At 39.3% G+C, this 20,574-nt stretch carries 21 protein-coding genes; 8 read left to right on the plus strand and 13 right to left on the minus strand.

All coding sequences use genetic code 11. The annotated features are described in order from the left end of the window. Positions 1 to 85 precede the first annotated feature (85 nt). From MKL38_RS13140 to MKL38_RS13160, 5 genes are all read right to left on the minus strand, one after another. Entirely contained in the window at positions 86 to 244 is a 159-nt protein-coding gene (locus MKL38_RS13140) for a hypothetical protein (RefSeq protein ID WP_005036254.1), read from the minus strand. Between the two features lie 3 nt (positions 245 to 247). Beyond that, on the minus strand, positions 248 to 1,453 hold the full coding sequence (locus tag MKL38_RS13145) for an RtcB family protein (RefSeq protein ID WP_270903469.1): 1,206 nt from the start codon (positions 1,451 to 1,453) through the stop codon (positions 248 to 250). 276 nt (positions 1,454 to 1,729) lie between these two features. After that, the gene (locus MKL38_RS13150; protein ID WP_270903470.1) at positions 1,730 to 3,190 is read right to left on the minus strand and encodes an amino acid permease; all 1,461 of its coding nucleotides are present in this window, start codon (positions 3,188 to 3,190) and stop codon (positions 1,730 to 1,732) included. Between the two features lie 21 nt (positions 3,191 to 3,211). Next, a complete protein-coding gene (locus MKL38_RS13155; RefSeq protein WP_270903471.1) occupies positions 3,212 to 4,225 on the minus strand; it encodes a class I SAM-dependent methyltransferase in 1,014 nt (337 codons plus the stop codon). Between the two features lie 63 nt (positions 4,226 to 4,288). Next, positions 4,289 to 5,647 (minus strand): uracil-xanthine permease family protein, encoded by a 1,359-nt coding sequence (locus tag MKL38_RS13160; RefSeq protein WP_270903472.1) that lies wholly within the window; start codon positions 5,645 to 5,647, stop codon positions 4,289 to 4,291. 178 nt (positions 5,648 to 5,825) lie between these two features. On the opposite strand from MKL38_RS13160, the gene typA reads away from it, so the two are divergent. From typA to MKL38_RS13175, 3 genes are all read left to right on the plus strand, one after another. Then, complete coding sequence (gene typA, locus MKL38_RS13165) at positions 5,826 to 7,661, plus strand: translational GTPase TypA (protein ID WP_005036264.1); 1,836 nt, start codon at positions 5,826 to 5,828, stop codon at positions 7,659 to 7,661. 254 nt (positions 7,662 to 7,915) lie between these two features. After that, positions 7,916 to 8,347: a large conductance mechanosensitive channel protein MscL gene (gene mscL / locus MKL38_RS13170; protein WP_270903473.1), complete on the plus strand. Its 432-nt coding sequence runs from the start codon at positions 7,916 to 7,918 to the stop codon at positions 8,345 to 8,347. Positions 8,348 to 8,488: 141 nt separating this feature from the next. Continuing rightward, entirely contained in the window at positions 8,489 to 8,842 is a 354-nt protein-coding gene (locus MKL38_RS13175; RefSeq protein WP_270903474.1) for a gamma-glutamylcyclotransferase family protein, read from the plus strand. A gap of 10 nt (positions 8,843 to 8,852) precedes the next feature. On the opposite strand, the gene MKL38_RS13180 is transcribed toward MKL38_RS13175, so the two are convergent. Next, positions 8,853 to 9,143 (minus strand): peptidylprolyl isomerase, encoded by a 291-nt coding sequence (locus MKL38_RS13180; RefSeq protein WP_003655265.1) that lies wholly within the window; start codon positions 9,141 to 9,143, stop codon positions 8,853 to 8,855. A gap of 18 nt (positions 9,144 to 9,161) precedes the next feature. Beyond that, positions 9,162 to 9,986 (minus strand): bifunctional DNA-formamidopyrimidine glycosylase/DNA-(apurinic or apyrimidinic site) lyase, encoded by an 825-nt coding sequence (gene mutM, locus MKL38_RS13185; protein WP_270903475.1) that lies wholly within the window; start codon positions 9,984 to 9,986, stop codon positions 9,162 to 9,164. Positions 9,987 to 10,062: 76 nt separating this feature from the next. On the opposite strand from mutM, the gene MKL38_RS13190 reads away from it, so the two are divergent. The 4 genes from MKL38_RS13190 to MKL38_RS13205 all read left to right on the plus strand — a co-directional run bounded on the left by MKL38_RS13190 (position 10,063) and on the right by MKL38_RS13205 (position 14,991). Beyond that, on the plus strand, positions 10,063 to 10,629 hold the full coding sequence (locus tag MKL38_RS13190; RefSeq protein ID WP_270903476.1) for a DNA-3-methyladenine glycosylase: 567 nt from the start codon (positions 10,063 to 10,065) through the stop codon (positions 10,627 to 10,629). Positions 10,630 to 10,762: 133 nt separating this feature from the next. Beyond that, positions 10,763 to 12,892, plus strand: a complete 2,130-nt coding sequence (locus MKL38_RS13195; RefSeq protein ID WP_270903477.1) for a TonB-dependent receptor family protein — start codon at positions 10,763 to 10,765, stop codon at positions 12,890 to 12,892. Between the two features lie 9 nt (positions 12,893 to 12,901). Then, complete coding sequence (locus tag MKL38_RS13200) at positions 12,902 to 14,011, plus strand: NADH:flavin oxidoreductase/NADH oxidase (protein WP_270903478.1); 1,110 nt, start codon at positions 12,902 to 12,904, stop codon at positions 14,009 to 14,011. A 56-nt stretch (positions 14,012 to 14,067) separates the two neighbouring features. After that, positions 14,068 to 14,991 carry an AEC family transporter gene (locus MKL38_RS13205; RefSeq protein WP_045435448.1) on the plus strand — a complete coding sequence of 308 codons (924 nt, stop codon included), beginning with the start codon at positions 14,068 to 14,070 and terminating at the stop codon, positions 14,989 to 14,991. 34 nt (positions 14,992 to 15,025) lie between these two features. On the opposite strand, the gene MKL38_RS13210 is transcribed toward MKL38_RS13205, so the two are convergent. The 4 genes from MKL38_RS13210 to MKL38_RS13225 form a co-directional block, all read right to left on the minus strand. Next, on the minus strand, positions 15,026 to 15,850 hold the full coding sequence (locus tag MKL38_RS13210) for a tetratricopeptide repeat protein (RefSeq protein WP_005036282.1): 825 nt from the start codon (positions 15,848 to 15,850) through the stop codon (positions 15,026 to 15,028). 184 nt (positions 15,851 to 16,034) lie between these two features. Further along, entirely contained in the window at positions 16,035 to 16,745 is a 711-nt protein-coding gene (locus MKL38_RS13215) for a DsbC family protein (protein ID WP_045435444.1), read from the minus strand. Positions 16,746 to 16,894: 149 nt separating this feature from the next. After that, the gene (gene ygfZ / locus MKL38_RS13220) at positions 16,895 to 17,617 is read right to left on the minus strand and encodes a CAF17-like 4Fe-4S cluster assembly/insertion protein YgfZ (RefSeq protein WP_005036286.1); all 723 of its coding nucleotides are present in this window, start codon (positions 17,615 to 17,617) and stop codon (positions 16,895 to 16,897) included. 59 nt (positions 17,618 to 17,676) lie between these two features. After that, positions 17,677 to 17,793 (minus strand): hypothetical protein, encoded by a 117-nt coding sequence (locus MKL38_RS13225; protein WP_151743408.1) that lies wholly within the window; start codon positions 17,791 to 17,793, stop codon positions 17,677 to 17,679. 39 nt (positions 17,794 to 17,832) lie between these two features. On the opposite strand from MKL38_RS13225, the gene MKL38_RS13230 reads away from it, so the two are divergent. Continuing rightward, positions 17,833 to 18,285, plus strand: coding sequence for an SRPBCC family protein (locus tag MKL38_RS13230; protein WP_270903479.1), 453 nt, complete (start codon positions 17,833 to 17,835; stop codon positions 18,283 to 18,285). A gap of 48 nt (positions 18,286 to 18,333) precedes the next feature. Here MKL38_RS13230 and MKL38_RS13235 read toward each other — a convergent pair whose 3' ends face one another. Beyond that, the gene (locus MKL38_RS13235; protein ID WP_270903480.1) at positions 18,334 to 19,206 is read right to left on the minus strand and encodes an NAD(P)-dependent oxidoreductase; all 873 of its coding nucleotides are present in this window, start codon (positions 19,204 to 19,206) and stop codon (positions 18,334 to 18,336) included. Positions 19,207 to 19,221: 15 nt separating this feature from the next. Continuing rightward, positions 19,222 to 20,574 (minus strand): pyrimidine utilization transport protein G, encoded by a 1,353-nt coding sequence (gene rutG, locus MKL38_RS13240; protein ID WP_270903481.1) that lies wholly within the window; start codon positions 20,572 to 20,574, stop codon positions 19,222 to 19,224.

The raw sequence follows: 20,574 nt of genomic DNA on the forward strand, positions 1-20,574 counted from the left end.
CGCTTTTTTTATTGCGATTTTTAAAATATTTAGTCATTCCTACGTCTCCTTAATCATAATTTCTTTCGATCTTGGTCTAAATTATTTACCAATCGCCTTTTCTCAATTGCTGTTTAGTATCTTGTCTATCTCTACGATGTTGAGCACGAGGCTTTTCCGTTTCATGCATTCCGCCTTTGTGAAGTAAAGGGGAAAGAGCTACTTGATTACGGACTTTGATTTTTGACATTTCTTTAATTTTCATGTTTTAACCCTTAATACATAAAACTTGTTTAAGTGTGTGGACAACCTCAATGAGGTCCGCCTGATTTGCCATGACTTCATCAATATCTTTATAAGCACTTGGTATTTCATCGACAACACCGCTGTCTTTACGGCATTCAATACCTTGGGTTTGTTCAATAAGATCTTGCTGGTTAAAAAGGTTTTTCGCCTTGCTTCGACTCATCTTACGACCTGCTCCATGAGAACAAGAACAAAATGACTCAGCGTTTGCTTTACCTTTAACGATATAAGATCTTGCTCCCATTGAACCTGGGATAATGCCTAACTCATCTAAACCAGCACGAATTGCGCCTTTTCGGGTAATCAATAAATTTTCACCAAAATGTGTTTCACGGCTTACATAGTTATGGTGACAATTAATTGCTTCTTTTGTCATTTGAAAAGAAGGTAGAAGAGGGCGAATTGCTTCTAATATTAATCGCATCATTTCTTTGCGATTTTCAAAAGCATATTCTTGAGCCCATTCTACAGCCTCCACATAATCATCGAAACTTTTTGAGCCTTCGGCAAAATAACTCAAATCTTTATCAGGTACATGACCAAAACGATGCTGAGCCTCTTTCTTGGCTAACTCAATAAAATAAGTGCCAATAACGTTGCCAAGCCCTCTGCTACCTGAATGCAGCATAATCCATACGTCTTGATTTTCATCAATACAGAGCTCTATAAAGTGGTTGCCGCCACCTAAAGTGCCTAATTGCTTTTGCCATGTCGCATCAAATTGTCGGAGCATTCGGACAAGACCAGGATGCTTTTTGATAATCGGCTCTAAGCTTTTTTCAAGTGGAATAATGCTTGAAGCTTTTGCTTTGATTTGTTTGTGTAAGGCAAATCCGACTGGTACTTTACGTTCGATTGCATCTCGTAAACGACTTAAACTATCTGGCAATTGAGAAGCCTTTAGACTTAAACGAATTGCATTCATCCCACAGCCAATATCTACGCCTACAGCAGCAGGAATAATGGCATGTTTAGTCGGAATAACACTGCCTACGGTAGCGCCTTTTCCGACATGAACATCTGGCATAACAGCAATATGTGAGTATATAAATTGCAGTTGAGCCATTTTCTTGAGTTGTTCGATACTTTCACTATCTATATCTTGAGTGAAAATTTTAACGGGGACACCATATAGTGCCTCCTCATTTAATATTTTTTGTATGCCCATAATTTTTCTCTTATTTTTGTCCGAGCAGGCATAAAAAAACCTAGCGAATGCTAGGTTTTAAATTTGAGCATTCGGACAAGTGAAGTGAATTTGTACACTTGTCCGTGAGCTGACATCGTGCCAAATTATTTAGTCTGTTTTACCTTGTACTGTTGGCATGATGTCCTCCTTATTTAAAAGTGCCGTTGAAAATCTGAACGGCATTTTACGCTTTTTAAATCAAAGATCAAGCTTTTGATCTTTGATTTACTTTTAATTATCTATTGAAACCGATTTTTAGTCTTGCTCTGACTTCACGTTCATTTGATCATAAGGGATCAGTTTTGTTTTATTTTTCCACTTATAGCCTAACCAGATAATTAAGAACAATGGCAAGCTAATATAGGTTGAAAGTAGGCCTAACCAGTCAATTTTTCCACCTAAAATGGCCTGATAGTTTTGTCCCAAAATAATAATTGAACATAGGATAAATGCAAACCAAGGGGCAAATGGGAAAAATTTGGCACGGTATGCTAAATCTTCTAATTTATAGCCTTGAGCAATATAACCTTTGCGGAAACGATAGTGCGAAATAGCAATTCCTAGCCAAACAATAAAGCCACACATACCTGACATATTGAGTAGCCAGTTAAATACTTGCTTTTCACCAATAAAAGTCGTCAAGAAACAAAAAGCGGCGATAATTGTTGTGGCATATAGTGCATTCATCGGAACGCCACGACCATCAAGTTTTGCAAACCACCTTGGCGCACGGCCTTCCTGAGCCATTTTAAACAACATACGAGTTGAAGAATACATGCCCGAGTTACCTGCTGACAAAATAGCAGTAAGAATGACAGCATTCATCAAACCAGCCGCGAAAGCAAAGCCAACTCTTTCATAGAGTAAGGTAAATGGAGAAAGCGCAATATTTTCAGTGGCAGCAGCTTGCAACAAATTTGGGTCATCATAGGCAATGAGAGTGCCGATAATGAAAATACATAAGATATAAAACAGTAAGATTCGCCAGAAAATCTGTTTGATTGCAAGTGGAATCGTTTTCTTTGGATCTTTTGATTCGCCAGCGGCAACGCCAACCATCTCAGTTCCTTGGAAAGAGAATCCGGCAATCATTGCAACACCAATCATGGCCTGTAAACCACCTACAAAAGGTGCTTCTTTATAGGTCCAGTTTCCAAAAGCTGCGACACCTGGAGTTAGCATAATCTTAATGATCATGGCTAAACCAATGATAATAAAGGCAACGATGGCGATCACTTTTACCATTGAGAACCAGAATTCGCTTTCGCCGAATCCCTTTACTGTCATGGCATTAATCATAAAGATAATAATAAGGAACAGGGCACTCCAATAGAATCCTGGTATATCAGGGAACCAGAACTTCATAATAAACTGAACTGCAACAAGTTCGAATGCAACCGTAATCGCCCAGTTATACCAGTAGTTCCAACCTAAAGCGAAACCAAAGCCTTCTTCGACATAACGACTGCCATATGTAAAAAAAGCACCAGAAGTCGGATTGTGGGTTGCAAGCTCACCTAAACTGGTCATTAAGAAGTAAATCATAATGCCAATGAGAGAGTAGGCGAGTAGCGCTCCACCTGGGCCAGCATTTGCAATGGTTGATCCAGAAGCAAGGAAGAGGCCTGTACCAATGGAACCACCAATGGCGATCATATTCAGATGACGAGCCCCGAGCTTACGCTGGAGTTTTTCAGGAGCATGTGTTTCGCTCATGGAGATTCCTTACATAGTTTGTTATGCACAGGCATATAACACCTTAAAGCCTTGAAGGTCAGTTTTAGTCTGGCACTGACCAAAGTGCTTCTCAATTAAGATCGGATAGTTTAAAAAACGGTTTGCTACAATCCATAGCTCACCTGATGCCTTTAAATGTTTTTTAGCGTTCTGGCAGAGTCCTTCACTTGCATCATAGTTGGTATGAATACCTTGATGAAAAGGAGGATTACTGACAATGGCATCGAGTTCTGTTGGAGCGTCTGCAATACCTATAACAGGCTGCAATCTCAACTGGTCTGAACCTATTCCATTTCGACTAAAAGTCATTTCCGTTGACCGTAAAGCGAAAGCATCAATATCTAGAGCATGAATAATATTACTTGAATTTATTTTTGCCAAATAGCAACTGATAATTCCAGCACCACACCCGAAGTCGGCAATTCTACCTGATTTCACCTGATTAAGATAAGGGAGTAAAACAGCAGTTCCGACATCTAGATGATTTTGGCTAAAGACACCGGGTAGGGCGCAAATCGTAAGCTCTTGTTCATTCACCTGAACAGTATAAGTTTTAAGCCATTTTTCCAGAGGTTTAATCTGTTCTGTTTTCTCAATCTTTAAGTGCCACAATTGACAGTGGCGGGCACTATCAAGTTTGAGTACTTTGCCGAAGTTTTGTAATTGTTTAGCGGCTCTTTCTACGCCACCCTTTTTTTCACCGACTAAAAAAACAGCTTGATCGGTTTTAAGATGGCTCATCACTACATGCAATATGTAATTCAAGAGTTCTTTAGATTTTGGAACAAAAATGATTGCTTGGTCGAATTCTTGTGATGGAAACTCAACTGAGAAGTGTGCTTTTGTTCCACTATTAATAAATCCCTGATAGTCGGCATGGTTCCATGTCCAGACTGACGCATCAGTCCCAGCGGGTAATTGACTGACTAAGGCATCATTCGGTGCATTAATTAACAAGATTCTACCTTTTAAATAGTCTTGCTGTCTTAATACCACTTCACTTCTAGGATCCATGTACATCTCTCATGAAGAAGAATGCCCAGTGGGAGCTGGGCAGTAATCAAAATTAAAAGTTAGTTATTTATGCGTTTCAGGAAGTACAACATTTAAAATCAATGCCGCTATACCACCTGTTGCCACGCCAGAGCTAAAAATATTTTTAAATAATTCTGGAAGATGCTCTAAAATTTGAGGAACTTGAGCAACACCTAAACCTAATGCAAGTGAGATGGCAATAATTAATAATGCTCGGCGATCTAAGTGAATAGATGAAAGAATATTAATACCTGATGCAGCCACTGCACCGAACATGACCATAACAGCGCCACCTAAAACCGCTTGAGGAACTGCTTGTATCACACCAGCTACCGCAGGAAATAGACCTAATAAAATTAGTAAAATGGCAATCCAGATACCTACATAGCGGCTAGCAACCCCAGTGAGTTGAATTACACCATTGTTTTGAGCGAAAACAGAACTAGGGAAAGTGTTAAATAATCCTGCCAATAAAGAGTTTGCACCATTAACTAACACACCACCTTTAATACGTTGCATCCATACTGGACCATTAACAGGTTGGTTGGAAAGTTTACTAGTTGCTGTCACATCACCAATTGCTTCTAAAGAGGTCACCAAATAAATGAATGCCATTGGAATGAACAATCCCCAAGAGAAGCTCAAACCAAAGTGCATTGGTGTTGGAATTTGTACGAGTGGCGCATCTTTAATACCAGAGAAATCTAGATGTCCCATAAATCCAGCAAGAATGTAACCACTCACTAAAGCGATTAAAATAGCCGAGCTTTTAATCCAAACCACTCGAATACGATTTAGAACAATAATAATGGCAAGTACGGTACATGACATAATAAGGTTGTCTGCACTTGCAAAAGTATGATCTTGCATGGCTTGGTAGCCACCACCCATACTAATCAAGCCTTCTTTAATAAGCGTTAAGCCAATTAATAAAACAACAATGCCAGTCACCAAAGGAGTAATTAGTCTTTTTACCCATGGAAGAATTTGCGAAACACCCATTTCAATGAAGGAACCTGCAATGACCACACCAAATATTGCAGCCATGACTTGGTTTACAGGTGTTCCTGCGGCAACCATTGCACTACCAATCCCAATAATAGGACCAATAAAGTTAAAGCTTGTGCCTTGAACAATAAGAAGACCGGCACCAAATGGACCAACTTTTTTACATTGTAAAAATGTAGCAATGCCAGAAATCACCAAAGACATCGATAAAATCATGTTAGTTTCAGTGCGTGAAACACCTAAAGCTAAACAAATTAAAAGGCCTGGCGTAACAATTGGTACAATAATCGCAAGCAAATGTTGAAAAGCTGCTAAAAAAGCTATCAACGGTTTTGGCCGATCATTTAAGCCATAAACAAGGTCTAAATGGTCTTGGGAATGTTGACTCGACATGGGTGTAGGTACGCCGCAATTTCGCAAATTGGCGCTATTCTAATCGAGATAACTATCTTTACAAAACGAAATACAGGCTATTAGAAATTTTTTTTGTCAATGTCAATAAACTGTCACTACTCAAGAGTAGTGTTTTTCTGTATAATTTGCCCTCAAATTTCAGGCGTTTCGAATTTTCATGTCAGATATCAAAAATCTCCGTAATATCGCAATTATTGCGCACGTCGACCACGGGAAAACCACACTTGTCGATAAACTTCTTCAGCAATCAGGTGCTCTCGGTGACCGAGCAGGCGAGATTGAGCGTGTCATGGACTCGAACGCGCTTGAAAGTGAGCGTGGTATTACCATTCTTGCAAAGAACACTTCTATTACTTGGTTAGATAAGCGTACTGATACAACTTACCGTATCAACATCGTCGACACCCCGGGACACGCCGACTTCGGTGGTGAAGTAGAACGTGTATTGTCGATGGTTGACTGCGTATTACTACTTGTTGATGCTCAAGAAGGTCCAATGCCACAAACTCGCTTTGTAACTCAAAAAGCGTTTGCTCGTGGTTTAAAACCAATCGTTATTATTAACAAAGTTGACAAGCCAAGTGCGCGTCCAGACTGGGTTATCGACCAAGTATTTGATTTATTTGATAACCTTGGTGCAACTGATGAACAATTGGATTTCCCAATCGTTTATGCATCAGGTTTACGTGGTGTTGCAGGTCCTGCACCTGAAGAACTTGCGGAAGACATGACGCCGTTGTTTGAAACGATTGTAGACATCGTTGAACCACCAGCAGTTGATGCTGACGGTCCATTCCAAATGCAGATTTCTTCACTTGACTATAACAGCTTCGTAGGTGTTATCGGTGTTGGTCGTATTCAACGTGGTTCAGTAAAATTAAATACTCCTGTTACTGTAATTGACAAAGAAGGCAATACACGTAACGGCCGTATCTTAAAAATCATGGGTTACCATGGTTTAGAGCGTATTGATGTTGATTCAGCATCTGCTGGTGATATCGTATGTATTACTGGTATCGATGCGCTTAACATTTCTGACACGATTTGTGATCCGAAAAATGTTGAAGCATTACCAGCTTTATCTGTAGATGAACCTACAGTATCTATGACATTCCAAGTAAACAACTCTCCGTTTGCTGGTAAAGAAGGTAAGTTCGTAACTTCACGTAATATCCGTGAACGTCTAGATCGCGAATTAATCCATAACGTAGCTTTACGTGTTGAAGATACTGACAGTCCAGACCGTTTCAAAGTATCTGGTCGTGGTGAACTTCATCTTTCAGTTTTAATTGAAAACATGCGCCGTGAAGGTTTCGAAATGGGCGTGTCACGTCCACAAGTAATCATGAAAGAAATCGACGGTGAAAAACAAGAGCCTTACGAAAACGTAACTTTTGACGTTGAAGAACAGCACCAAGGTTCTGTTATGGAACAAATGGGCTTCCGTAAAGGCGAAATGACCAATATGGAAGTTGACGGTAAAGGCCGTATCCGTATTGAAGCAACTGTGCCTTCACGTGGTTTGATCGGTTTCCGTTCTGAATTCTTGACCATGACTTCTGGTACAGGGATCATGACATCAAGCTTCTCGCATTATGGTCCAGCAAAAGCAGGTACTGTTGCGAAACGTCAAAATGGTGTATTGATTTCAATGGTTCAAGGTACTTGCTTGGGCTATGCATTATTTACACTTCAAGACCGTGGTCGTTTGTTCGCGAAGCCACAATTAGAAGTATATGAAGGCATGATCATCGGTATTAACTCTCGTTCAGATGATATGGTTGTTAACCCAACTAAAGCGAAACAGTTAACTAACGTTCGTGCATCTGGTACTGATGAAGCATTAACTTTAACACCTGCAATGGAATACACGCTTGAACAAGCGCTTGAATTCATTGAAGATGATGAATTAGTTGAAGTTACTCCAAAGTCAATTCGTATCCGTAAGCGTTACTTGACTGAAAACGAACGTAAACGTAACCGTGATAAATAATTTTTCTTAAGTGAAAAAGAAAAAACCGCTAAATTAATTTAGCGGTTTTTTTAATCGTTATATTTGAAATTAAACTAAGCTTAAAATCATATTTTTCTTATCAGTTAATATGTTGTTAAAGTGTGAAATAACTTTCTTTTTTTGATAAAAATATTAAATTATCAATATCATGGCGATTACTATCTAAATGGATAAGATGCCAATGAAAAGAAAAATATAACGTGTTTTAACCCCCGACATCTGGAGATGTTTAGATGAGTATTATTCAAGAATTTAAAGAATTTGCCGTGAAAGGCAATATGATGGATTTAGCCATTGGTGTGATTATTGGTGGTGCTTTTGGCAAAATCGTAGACTCTTTAGTAAAAGATATTATCATGCCGTTGATCAGTGTAATTACTGGTGGTGGTGTCGATTTTTCACAGAAATTCATTGTTCTAGGAGCAAACCCTGCCAATCTGCAATCTTTAGATGCTTTGCAAAAAGCAGGTATCAATGTTTTAACCTATGGTAATTTCCTCACCATTTTAATCAACTTTATTATTTTGGCTTGGGTTGTGTTCTTAATGGTGAAATTATTAAACAGACTTCGCCGTGATAAGAACGAGCCAGAAGCTCCAGCTGCAACTCCTGAAGATATTCAATTATTGCGTGAAATTCGTGATGAGTTGAAAAAGCAAGTTTAACAATATTCTGAATTAATAGAAAACGGTACTTAAGGTGCCGTTTTTTATTACTAAGTATTTTATGTTGGACTAAAGATATTGATAAAATTGAAAGGTTACCAATAAGTTCAACTACACATATTGTAAAAGGGGTATAAATAAATGAATCAGCTTTTTGTGTATGGAACCTTATGCCCAAATAAAGAAAATGCTCATATTTTAGAGCAGATTGGCGGTAACTGGACAAAAGCCAGTGTGCGTGGTGTGATTCATATTTTAGATTGGGGACCCGACAAAGGCTTAAAAGCAATTGTTTTAGACGCAAAAGCCGATTGGGTAGAGGGTTATCTGTTTAGCACAGAAAAACTGGCAGAAAACTGGCAGATGCTTGATGATTTTGAAGGTTTTCAATATCAACGTGTCATAGCTGATGTGAAGCTTGAGTCGGGTGAACAGATCAAAGCTTGGACATATCAACTGGATGCACAGGCTCAAGCTTCTGAATACCACAATTAAAATAATGGAATCAACGTAAGCTACTCATTCTGAATTTAACTTCTAAAAGATGATAACCAAATTGGCTTTTTATTGGTCCTTGTAGTACACGCTCAGCGGCTGTAAATACCACTTTATCAATCACTGGTACCAGCTGTCCTTTTTTGACTTCGCCTAATTCACCACCGCGTTTTGCTGAATTACAAGTTGAATATTGCTTGGCAAGTTTGGCAAAGTCAGCACCACTTTGTAGCTTCTTTTTTAACTGTTCAGCTAAGTCTTTATCTTTGACCAGAATATGTCGGACGATTGCTGTTTGCATTATGACTTCCTCTGAAAATTAGAGCTTCTTGGGCTTTTTGAGGGGTTGGCACTCTGGGCAAAATACACTTGCACGTTGTCCAAGTTTCAAGTTTTCTAATGTGGTTTCACAGTTAACACACATCTGTCCGGCACGTCCATACGCCAAAAGGGTCTGTTGGAAATAACCATTTTCACCCATGGCATTGCTGTAATCACGCAAGGTCGAACCGCCCAAATCAATAGCAGACTTTAAAATCCGTTTGATTTCGATCACCAGTTTCTCGATTTGTTCAAGGCTTAGGTCCGCAGCTGGTTGTGCGGGATGGATCCCGACATTAAATAAACTTTCAGTTGCATAAATATTGCCAACACCAACCACAACATGATTATCCATAAGTGCAATTTTTGTGCCGACAGATTTATTTTTAAGTTTTGAAGCCAAATATTCTACATTAAAGTCAGTACTTAAAGGTTCAGGTCCTAAAGTATCAATCAACTTCCCTTGTGTTTCAGAGTTTAGCCAGAGAATGCAGCCAAAGCGACGTGGGTCGTGATAACGTAACTCATGTTCCTCAAAGCGAATGATGAAGTGATCATGTTTTCTAAGCTCATCATTTGGCTGACACAAGCGGAAGCTGCCTGACATTCCTAAATGCCAGAGCATTTGATCTTGCTCAAACTCTGCCAAAATATATTTTGAGCGTCGATTTAATCCAATAAGACGTTGTCCAACGAGTTTTTGAACATCATCTGGTATTGCCCAGCGTAAGCTCGGGTTACGTACTTCTACACTTTGAACTTTTTGATTCAATAAGGGAAATAAACTGGTTTTAGTTGTTTCGACTTCGGGTAACTCAGGCATCGCCAACTCGCAGAATTAACAGATATACTGGAATAATCAAGTATATCGTGTGGTATGTAATATTTCAGAGATTACTATGTCAGATATTTTACCATTAAGCTGGTTTCAACGTGAAACTTCACAGGTTGCTCATGATTTAATCGGGTGCGTGCTATGTAGGCGAAAAGCTGATGGACACGTCATTCGATGTACGATTACCGAAACAGAAGCTTATTTAGGAATTCGAGATAAAGCTTGCCATAGTTACAATGATAAACGCACAGCTCGAACAGACGTGATGTATGGTTCAGGTGGCACGATTTACGTCTATTTAATCTATGGCATGTATGAAATGCTCAATCTCATTACCCAGACAGAAGGCATCCCTGAAGGGGTAATGATTCGTTCTGCATTTTTGAATGGTGCTTCAACCAAAAAAGAATATAAGCTTTTAGCTGGACCCGGAAAACTCACACGCTATTTAGGCATTGATCGAAGTTTAAAAGGTCAGACTTTAGGTGAAGAATCTGGACTGTGGATTGAATCGGCATCAACGCAGCCTGAAGTGGTGATGACACCGCGTATCGGAATTGATTATGCCGAAGAAGCAAAAGAGTGGCTTGAACGATATTGCTGGAAAGATCACCTGTCTTTAAGTCGTTAATTAAAGTAGGTAGTAAGTTCTTTGATAGTGATTAAGTGTGTTCCAGATTTACAACAATGCAGAGCGAATTCAATATCCAGACAAGACACTGCTTTTTGTTATCATAACTACAATATAAATAAAGGAAATAAGCATGTCCTTATTACGCTTAGACCGACTTCATTACTGTATTTTGATGAGTATGGGCTGTATTTATAGCCCACTCGTTTGGGCAGATGACTTAGCTCAAGACATTACGGTATTGCCAACTTTACATGTGGAAGCAACGCGTACCGATACAACCTATTTGCAAACACCAGCTTCAGTTTTTAGAGTTGATGCGCCTCAACTCGATACTTCTTCACAAGTAAATTTAACTGAAGTTGTAAAAGGCATACCGAGTTTACAGATTCGTAATCGTGAAAATTATGCACAAGATTTACAGCTCTCCATGCGCGGTTTTGGCGCACGCTCTACTTTTGGTGTTCGAGGCATTCGTCTATATGTTGATGGTATTCCTGCAACAATGCCAGATGGACAAGGTCAAACGTCTAATATCGATTTAAGTAGTCTGGATCATGTCGAAGTTCTAACAGGACCTTTTTCTTCGCTTTATGGAAACTCATCTGGCGGGACGATTTTAACTTCCACAAAAGAAGGACAGGGTAAAGACTCGATTGAGCTGAGTTATTCGGGCGGAAGTCATGATAAAAGCCGAGCTGGACTCGTGCTACAAGGTGGGGCAAAGGGTGCGAATGAACCAAGTTATGTTATTAGTTCATCATATTTCGATACCAATGGTTATCGAGAACATAGCGGTGCAGAGAAAGTATTAAACAATGCAAAACTCAGTTGGAATCTTGATGATGGCAGCAAAATTAACTGGGTGACCAACTATGTCAAAATCCATGCAGATGATCCACAGGGTTTAACGCATGACCAGTGGAATGCGAACCCAAAGCAACAAGTTCCATTTTTAAAGCAATTTAATGTCCGTAAAGATATTGAACAAACTCAAACTGGCGTGACGTGGTCTAAGCCGATTAATGATAAAAATGAACTCTATGCGATGGCATATTTAGGTAATCGCCAAGTTACTCAATATCAATCTATTCCTAAATCAACACAAGATGCCAGCATCAATCATGCAGGTGGCGTGATTGATTTTGAGCGTAATTATTATGGTGCTGATTTCCGTTGGACGGGTAAAGAGTTACTTCCAAATACGACTGTAAGTGTCGGTGTTGCACTCGATACCATGGATGAAGACCGCAAAGGTTTTGAAAATTTTAACTTAGTAAACGGTCAACCTTCTTATGGTGTCAAAGGTAATTTACGCCGTGATGAAGATAATACTTTGTGGAATATTGACCCATACTTACAAGCATCTTGGCAGTTCTTACCAACATGGCGTTTTGATACGGGTGTGCGCTATAGCAATGTCCATTACAAATCTGAAGATCGCTATTTAAGTAATGGCGACGATAGCGATAAAACTGATTACGATAAAGTATTACCGTCAGCTGCTTTAAGTTGGCAAATTTTACCTGAACTTATGGCGTATGTGAGTTATGCCAAAGGTTTTGAAACACCGACATTTACTGAAATGGCATATCGTCCAGATGGTTTGAGCGGTTTTAATTTTGATTTAACAGCATCAACGAGTGATACCTATGAAACAGGCTTAAAGTCACAAAATCATTTAGGTGATTTTACTTTGGCAGTTTTCCAGACTAAAACTAAAGATGACATTGTTTCAGCAGGGAATTCTAACGGCCGTTCAACGTTCCGTAATGCAGATAAAACCTTACGTGAAGGTGTTGAGTTTGCTTGGAATAAAAAATTGTGGCGAGATTTAACAGCGACTGCGAGCTATACATATTTGGATGCAACTTTTGATGCGGATATTCCAGCCTCAGGAAGTGTTGCTCAAATTCCATCAGGGAATGCCATCCCAGGTATTGCTAAAAATCAGGCTTATGCATCTTTGGCTTGGCAACCATCGCACGGTCTATATGGTGGTGTAGATGTACAGTATATGGATAAAGTATACGTGAATGATACCAACAGTGACGCAGCGCCAAGCTACAGTGTAACCTCAGCTAATGTTGGTTATGCATGGGTAATGGGCGACTGGAAAGTGAATAGCTTTGCCCGTGTTGATAACCTATTTGATAAAAACTATGCAGGTTCAGTGATCGTAAATGACGGTAATGGACGCTACTTTGAGCCAGCGGATGGACGTAACTGGAGTGCAGGTTTACGTGTAATTAAGCAATTCTAGGAATTAAAAATGGCAAAATTATTTGAAACGGTTAACTTTGGTTCACTACAACTGGTCAATAGAATTGTAATTGCCCCAATGTGCCAATATTCGGCAACAGATGACGGTGAAGTGACCTATTGGCACGAACAGCAATGGGCAAATTATGCATTATCTGGTGCAGGGCTTTGTATAGTAGAGGCGACTGCTGTACAAGCTGAGGGGCGTATTAGTTATGCTGACCTTGGACTTTGGAATGATCAGCAACGTGACCAAATCAAAACGTTATTGGGTAAGGTTAGAACACTTTCACCCATGCCATTTGGAATTCAGTTAGCGCATGCAGGTCGTAAGGCTTCTACTGAAAAACCGTGGTTAGGCAAAGGGCAAATTGCAAAAGATCAGCCACATGGTTGGCAAACTGTTGCCCCAAGTGAAAGTACCTTTTCTGTGCATGATGCTGCACCGCATGCTTTAACCATTGCTGAGATTAAACAAGTTCAACAAGACTTTGCAGCAGCAGCAAAACGTGCCGTAGAAGCTGGCTTTGAGTTAATCGAAGTTCACGCTGCGCATGGTTACTTGTTACATCAATTTTTATCGCCAATTGCGAATCAGCGTACAGATGAATATGGCGGTTCTTTAGAAAACCGTATGCGCATGACACTTGAGGTTCTTCAGGCGATTAAACTCGCTGTTCCTGCTGGTTATCCAGTTGGAGTTAGATTGTCTGCGACCGACTGGTTGGACGGTGTAGAACACTGGGATATCGAATCTACAGTTGGTTTATCAAAAGCTTTAGAGCAGTTGGGCGCAGCCTATGTGCATGTGTCTAGTGGTGGTTTACACGAACATCAATCTATTAAGATTGGCGCTGGTTATCAGGTTCCATTTGCTGAACAAGTGAAAAAACATGTGTCTATTCCAGTCATTGCTGTAGGGCTAATTACCGAACCTGAACAAGCAGAAAGTATCCTTACTTCGCATCTGGCCGATGCAATTGGTCTTGCTCGTGCCATGTTATATGACCCAAGATGGCCTTGGCATGCAGCAGCGGCTTTAGGTGCAGAAGTTAAAATTGCGCCTCAGTATTTACGTTGCCAACCTCACGGGGTAAAACAGCTTTTTAATTCTTTTTAACTGTATCGGGCAAAGTCATCTTTGCCCGTTTTTCTTTAGATGAGTGAGGTCGTTCGGTGGTTTTTCAGGTTATTTTGCCTATCTTGATATTGCTATTGATGGGCTATGTTTGTGTTCTCATCAAATTGGTAACGCCTGAACAGATCCGGGCACTTAGCGCATTTGTGATTAAAATTTCTTTGCCAGCTTTTTTAATTCATTCTTTAGCAAATAAAAACTTACAAGACATTTGGCACCCTGCTTATTTTGTTGCTTATGGCGGTGGCTCTTTAATTTTATTTTTCTTGGCTTTTATTCTCTATCGAAAATATTTTAAAAATAGTTTAACCCATAGCGCCGTAATTGCGATGGGCGCTTCGATGTCCAATACTGGATTCATGGGAACTGCCATTTTGACTATGTTGATTGGCAACCATGCAGCAATCTATATTTCTTTAACCTTAATCATTGAAAATTTATTGATTGTGGCACTCATGCTGATTTTGGCCGAAGCTGGTTTACATCAGCAACAAAATCTTTTACCGCTTTTAAAACAAACCTTTTTGAATTTACTCAAGAATCCAGTGATTATCGCTATTTTGGTTGGGATGGGATGCATTCTTTTAGATGTTAACCTTCCTACGACTCTTGATCAGTCTTTAGAGTTACTTGGGCGCACGGCATCACCTTTGGCTTTGTTTGCAATTGGGGGAAGCTTAGTTGGGATTGGAATTACAACAGTAAACATGCAAAGTGTTTTGTTGGCGACATTTAAAGTTATCTTGATGCCATCTGTTATTTTTGCTCTCTTTTTAATGACTCCAGATGTAAGCCGTGAAATGCTTTACGCTGGAACATTAATTGCTGCTTTACCGATGCCAATTGCTTTTGGAATTTTTGGACAAGCATATGGTTTAAATGAAAAGGCCTTAACACCTTTAATGATTAGTACCGTTGTTGGCTTTATTGGGGTGAGTGGACTTATCGCTTTGTGGTGGTAAATTAAAAAGCCCCTCGCAGGGCTTAAATCATTCACTATTTTTTCGGGGCTGGTTGTGCAGGAGCAGTGGCTGGTTGTTTACTTTTTTCTGCAATAATTTTATCAACTGAAGCTAAAGATTCTCTAGCATTGGGAACATTTTGGTTAGCTAACTCAGTAAAAATCTTTTTAGCCTGTGGCAAATTTTGTGGAATGATATTGCCATTGGCCATCATGGTCGCTAAAGCCATAGAAGCTGGTGCATAACCTTTTTGTGCAATTGATTGTAAGGACTCAATGCCTTGACGTTTCATGAGTGGGTTTTTATTTTCCACACCTTGGCTAATATCATAAAGCGCTTTGACCTGAATCGCAGGGTAGTTGCCCTTTCTAATTAAAGGCGCTAACTTTTGCAGAGCGATTTGATGTGATTGTGGTTTTTTCTGAGCAAATAAAATCGTAGCAATTTTTACAGTCGCATCATCAGAACCTTGAGCCGATGCTTTTTGAATATATTGACTGAATTTGTTGCTATCTTTGGCAACGCCTAGTTCGCCTGTCTCATAGATTTGAGCGAGTGTATAACTCGCTTGAGCATAGCCTTTATTAGATGCATCTTCATAATACTTAAGGGCTTTAGAAGAATCTTTTGCTGTTCCTTGCCCAGTTTGGGTCATATAGCCTAAGTTATAGATGGCTTGAGCATTACCCGTTTGAGCTAGGCGTTGCATTTCCTGAAATGCAGCTGGGTAATTTTTTGCTGCATACAGTTGTTCAGCTTGTTTAAAAGCATCTGTTTTAGCAGCAGTCGTAGTGTTATCTGCCGCAAAAATTGATGCACTTGAAAGGGTGATTAGGCTTGCGATTAGTAATTTCTTCATTTCTTTTTAACCTTTTACTTCGTAGCTACATCATTCCATTGATGCATTAAATAGTTTCAAGTTCTCATCATAAATCTTGAACGCTGAAAGTAAACAGCCGATTTGTATATGAAGCACTGCACTTTGAGCAAATTGTGGAGAAAAAATACCCACTCACGTTAATAAAACGGAGTGGGTGATACTGTTATTTTGCTGTCTGGAGTAATGCTTCAATTTGCTTGGCATCATTTGGTACGCCAGAAATTCTTTGACCATCTTGCAAGAACAGGGTGGGTGTTCCATCAATATTTAATTTATTACCGAAAGCAATATTTTTCTGGATTGGTGTTGAACAGTTTTTGCTGGTCGTAGGTAGCTTACGGTTAAGCATATAGTTCGTCCAAGCTTCTGCGGGATTTTTTGAACACCAGATTTGATTTGAAACTTTTTCAGCGTTCGGATGTAAACTGGTAAGAGGGTAAAGGAAAACATATACCGTTACGTTATCAACCCCCACCATATTTTGTTCTAGGCGCTGGCAATATGGACAATCGGGATCACTAAAGATATAGATCGTACGTTCGCCTTTTCCTTTTACGTATTTAATCGCTTGATTAAGCGGTAAGCTTTTAACATCAATCTTACCTAATTCGGCAATTCGTTCATCAGTCATATTTTTTTGTTGTTTAATATCGACTAAATTACCGACAAAAAAGTACTTGGCATCTTGATTGGTATAAACAATACGACCGCTTGTATACACTTCATAAATGCCTTGTACAGGAGATTGGTAAACACCTTTTACAGGCAAATCTGGATAATTGGTCTTAAGATTTTGTTCAAGTGTTTTAACATCAGCATGAGCAGAACCGAAAATAGCCAAACTCAACATGAGTGTAGCAAGTTTAGTCTTCATCTTTTTTCTCTTTAATTTCAACAGTGTTAATGATGGCATATAAAACTTAAAAAATTGACGTTCTAATTTAATGAATTCATTAGTATTTTGTATCTATAAAAAAGCCCACAAGTTTATAGGTGGGCTTTCCAGCTTAAGCAAATAATGAGTTATTGTGGTCTGGCAACATCACCGCTTAAGGCTTCAGGTAAATCAAGAACTTGAAGGCCCAGCTCTTCTAGAGCAGCAGGTTTAGCCACAACTAAAGCAAGATAACCTTCCTCATTTGCAACACTATTGACGACTTCAATATCGTTATGGAGTTGAGCTTTCGCCGCAGGTGCTTCACCTGTACCTTGCACTAGATGTAACCAGTGTTTTGGTTTTGCTTTAAACCAAAGGCGCGCCACAATTTCCTGACCTAGGTAACAGCCCTTATCGTAATTAACGCCCTCGCGTTGGTGCAAACGTAATTCTTGAGGTTGAAACTCGTGTTCTGTTGCCTGTGTAATCCAAGCTTGGCCAGAAAGAATAGCTTGTTTTTGCCATTCAGAAATATCAGTTTCTAGTGCAGAAAACTCAGTCTGATGACCAGAGATTTTTGGAAAAGCAGGACCTTGTTCACTCAAAGTCATTTTCGAAAAAGCACCAAATTTTTTAATATGTTTGGCAAACTCTTCTGCTTGATCTTGAGCAACTACAATTTCAAAACTTTCAGCATTAATCTTTTTTAACCACAAGCCAAAGTGGATACGACCTTTAAGATCACAGATGGCTGTATAGCGTGTTTCATTTTCAGCTAAACGTTCAGTATCTACAGTAACTTGGCCTTGTAAAAACTTTTGTGCATCTACACCGTTTAAAGCATATGAGGAGAAAGCGAGCAGACTCATGATTAATCTCAAATTCAATATGTTTCTTTATGATTGCCGACTATTTTGCTCCATTTTTACTAAAAAATCAGCCATAGTTTTTGTATTTTGATTTTGCATAAAAGATAGCTTTTTTGTTTAAAAAAACACCAAAAATATACGTTCGGATGAATCTTAAGGTTTAAGCTAATAGCCATAATTTCGATAATTCAAAGGAAATTAAAATAAGGAGAATAATGATGGCAACAGGTACAGTGAAATTTCATCGAGTGTTTAAGGCACCAGCCGAGCGTGTTTATCGTGCATTTTTAGATCCAGACGCTTTAGTAAAGTGGTTACCACCTCATGGTTTTACCGCAAAGGTCCATAGTTTTGATTCAAGTGTGGGTGGCTCATACAAAATGAGTTTTACCAATTTTTCGACAGGTTCAACTCACTCTTTTGGTGGAACCTATGTTGAATTAGTTCCAAATGAATTAATTCGCTATAACGACCAATTTGATGACCCAAATTTACCCGGTACGATGCAGGTCACCATTATATTAAAAACGGTATTGGTGGGTACAGAAGTGCATATTACGCAAGAAGGAATACCGGAAGTTATTCCTGTGGAAGCCTGCTACTTAGGGTGGCAAGAATCTTTATCTTTACTTACCTTATTAGTTGAAGCTGAAATTCCAGATCAATAAAGTTACTCTACTTTTCTTATGAAAAAGAGTAGGTCGCACGACCTACTCTTAACATAGCTCTAGTTGGTTTTTTTGTTCCAATATTTTAACTATGGCTGAAAAATCGACTTGTTGTGCATCGGGTTTGGAAACCTGATTAAACTGTTGCTGAATAAGGCTAAAAGCTGGAAGTTCCAAATTATTCAGAGTAACGAGATTTAGTGCAATTCCAATATCCTTTTGTAATAAATCTAATGCAAAAGTTTTTTCAAATTTGCGGTTTAAAACACGTTGCATCATGATGTGTTCTGAAACATTACTTTTGCCACTAGAGTGGTTAATGCAGTTCATTGCGGAGTATAAATTTACGCCTTGAGATTTAAGGATACTTAACCCCTCTGCCAACGCCCAAAGATGTGTTGCCATTAATGTATTATTGATGGCTTTTACTGCAAAGGCAGCACCACTTTCGCCGACATATTCAACTAAATTAGCAAATGCTTGAATGATTGGTTTTGCTCTTTTAAAAGCAGACTCATCGCCTCCAACCATTACCGTAAGTGTTCCTCGTTCAGCTCTAATCGTTTGACCTGAAACTGGTGCATCTAAATAATCAACTTTATTTAATTTGAGCTGTTGGCTGAGTTTTCTTGCAGTCTCTGGCACCCCGCTAGTGCAGTCTACCCAAATACAGCCTTGTTTTAGTTGAGAATCTGCAATTAAATTTTCTACATCTTGGCTAGTAGGTAGGCATGAAAAGATAATATCTGCTTGTAGAGCTTGTGTCAGGTCTACAGCCTGCGTACCAAAGGTTTGTTCATGTTGCTTTGCTTTAGCAAAAGTACGATTCCAAACATAGACTTGGCTACATACTTGGGTTAAATGGGAAGCCATGTGCCATCCCATTGCCCCTAAACCGATAAATGAAACACTTTGAATCAAGGAGTTTCTCCAAAATTAGAGATGTGGGACAGAATTAAGCGGTTCTACTGATTTTTCAATAGATTGGCTTTGGGATTTTTCTGTTCTGTTGAGTAATAGGTTAAGAACAATTGCTGCAAGTGTCGCAGTTCCAATACCTCCTAAGTCAAATGGCCCAATATGTAGACTTAAATTACCAGCACCCATAATGAGGCTGACTGCTGCAATAATTAAAGTACTATTTTTAGTGAAATCAACTTTGTTATCGATCCAAATTTTTGCTCCAGCCACAGTAATTAAGCCAAAAACAACAATGGACGCACCGCCTAATAAAGCAACAGGGATGGTACTAATGATCGCTCCAAATTTAGGGGATAGACCGAGTAGAATTGCAAATAGTCCCGCAACCACAAAAATAGTCGTTGAATAGACTTTAGTTACAGCCATTACTCCAATATTTTCAGCATAAGTCGTCATACCTGTACCCCCAACAGAAGCTGATAAACTTGTACAGATACCATCTGCAAAAAAAGCACGACCCATATATGGAGATAAATTACGTTCTGTCATGGCAGAAACAGCTTTGAAATGTCCTAAGTTTTCAGCGACTAAAATAAGCGCAACAGGTGCAATCAATAAAATAGCTTTGGCATTAAAAACAGGTGAGTGAAAAGTTGGTAGGCCAAACCATGCAGCTTGACTGATCGCATTAAAATCGATGGGTTTGCCTAACCCGAAAATATTGGTGAGTAGAAAATAAATAAAATAAGCACTGATGAGCCCGATGAGTAATAGAAGGCGGCGAATCATACCTCTGGTAAAAACGGCAACAGCACTAATGCATAAAATGGTAATGACTGCCATCCACGTGTCAAAGCTATTTGTCGAAACGCTTTTAATTGTTACAGGTGCAAGGTTTAAACCAATAATCATGACAATTGCACCAGTGACCACGGGTGGCATGAGTTTTTCAATCCATGCGGTTCCAGTTTTCATGACAATTAAACCGATGCATGCATAAATCAAACCACAAATGATTGTGCCACCAAGGGCCACAGCTAAATTTGGATTTAATCCAACGCCTGCATAGCCTGTGGCTGCAGCAACTGCGCCAATAAAAGCGAAGCTTGATCCAAGATAGCTCGGCATACGCCCACCTGTAATTAAAAAGAACAAGATGGTGCCAATACCAGTAATAAAAATGGTGAGGTTCGGATCAAAGCCCATGAGTAACGGAGCTAAAACAGTTGCTCCGAACATAGCAAAAGCATGTTGTAACCCCAAAACAATACTTTTACCGGGAGGGAGATATTCATCAATTTGTACGGGAGTTTCTAAATTACCTGCGTGCGGTTTAAATTTAGGAAACCAAGATTCTTTTGTTCGCAT

Origin of the sequence: Acinetobacter sp. AOR14_HL, assembly GCF_027855175.1 — a bacterium.
GTDB lineage: Bacteria > Pseudomonadota > Gammaproteobacteria > Pseudomonadales > Moraxellaceae > Acinetobacter > Acinetobacter calcoaceticus.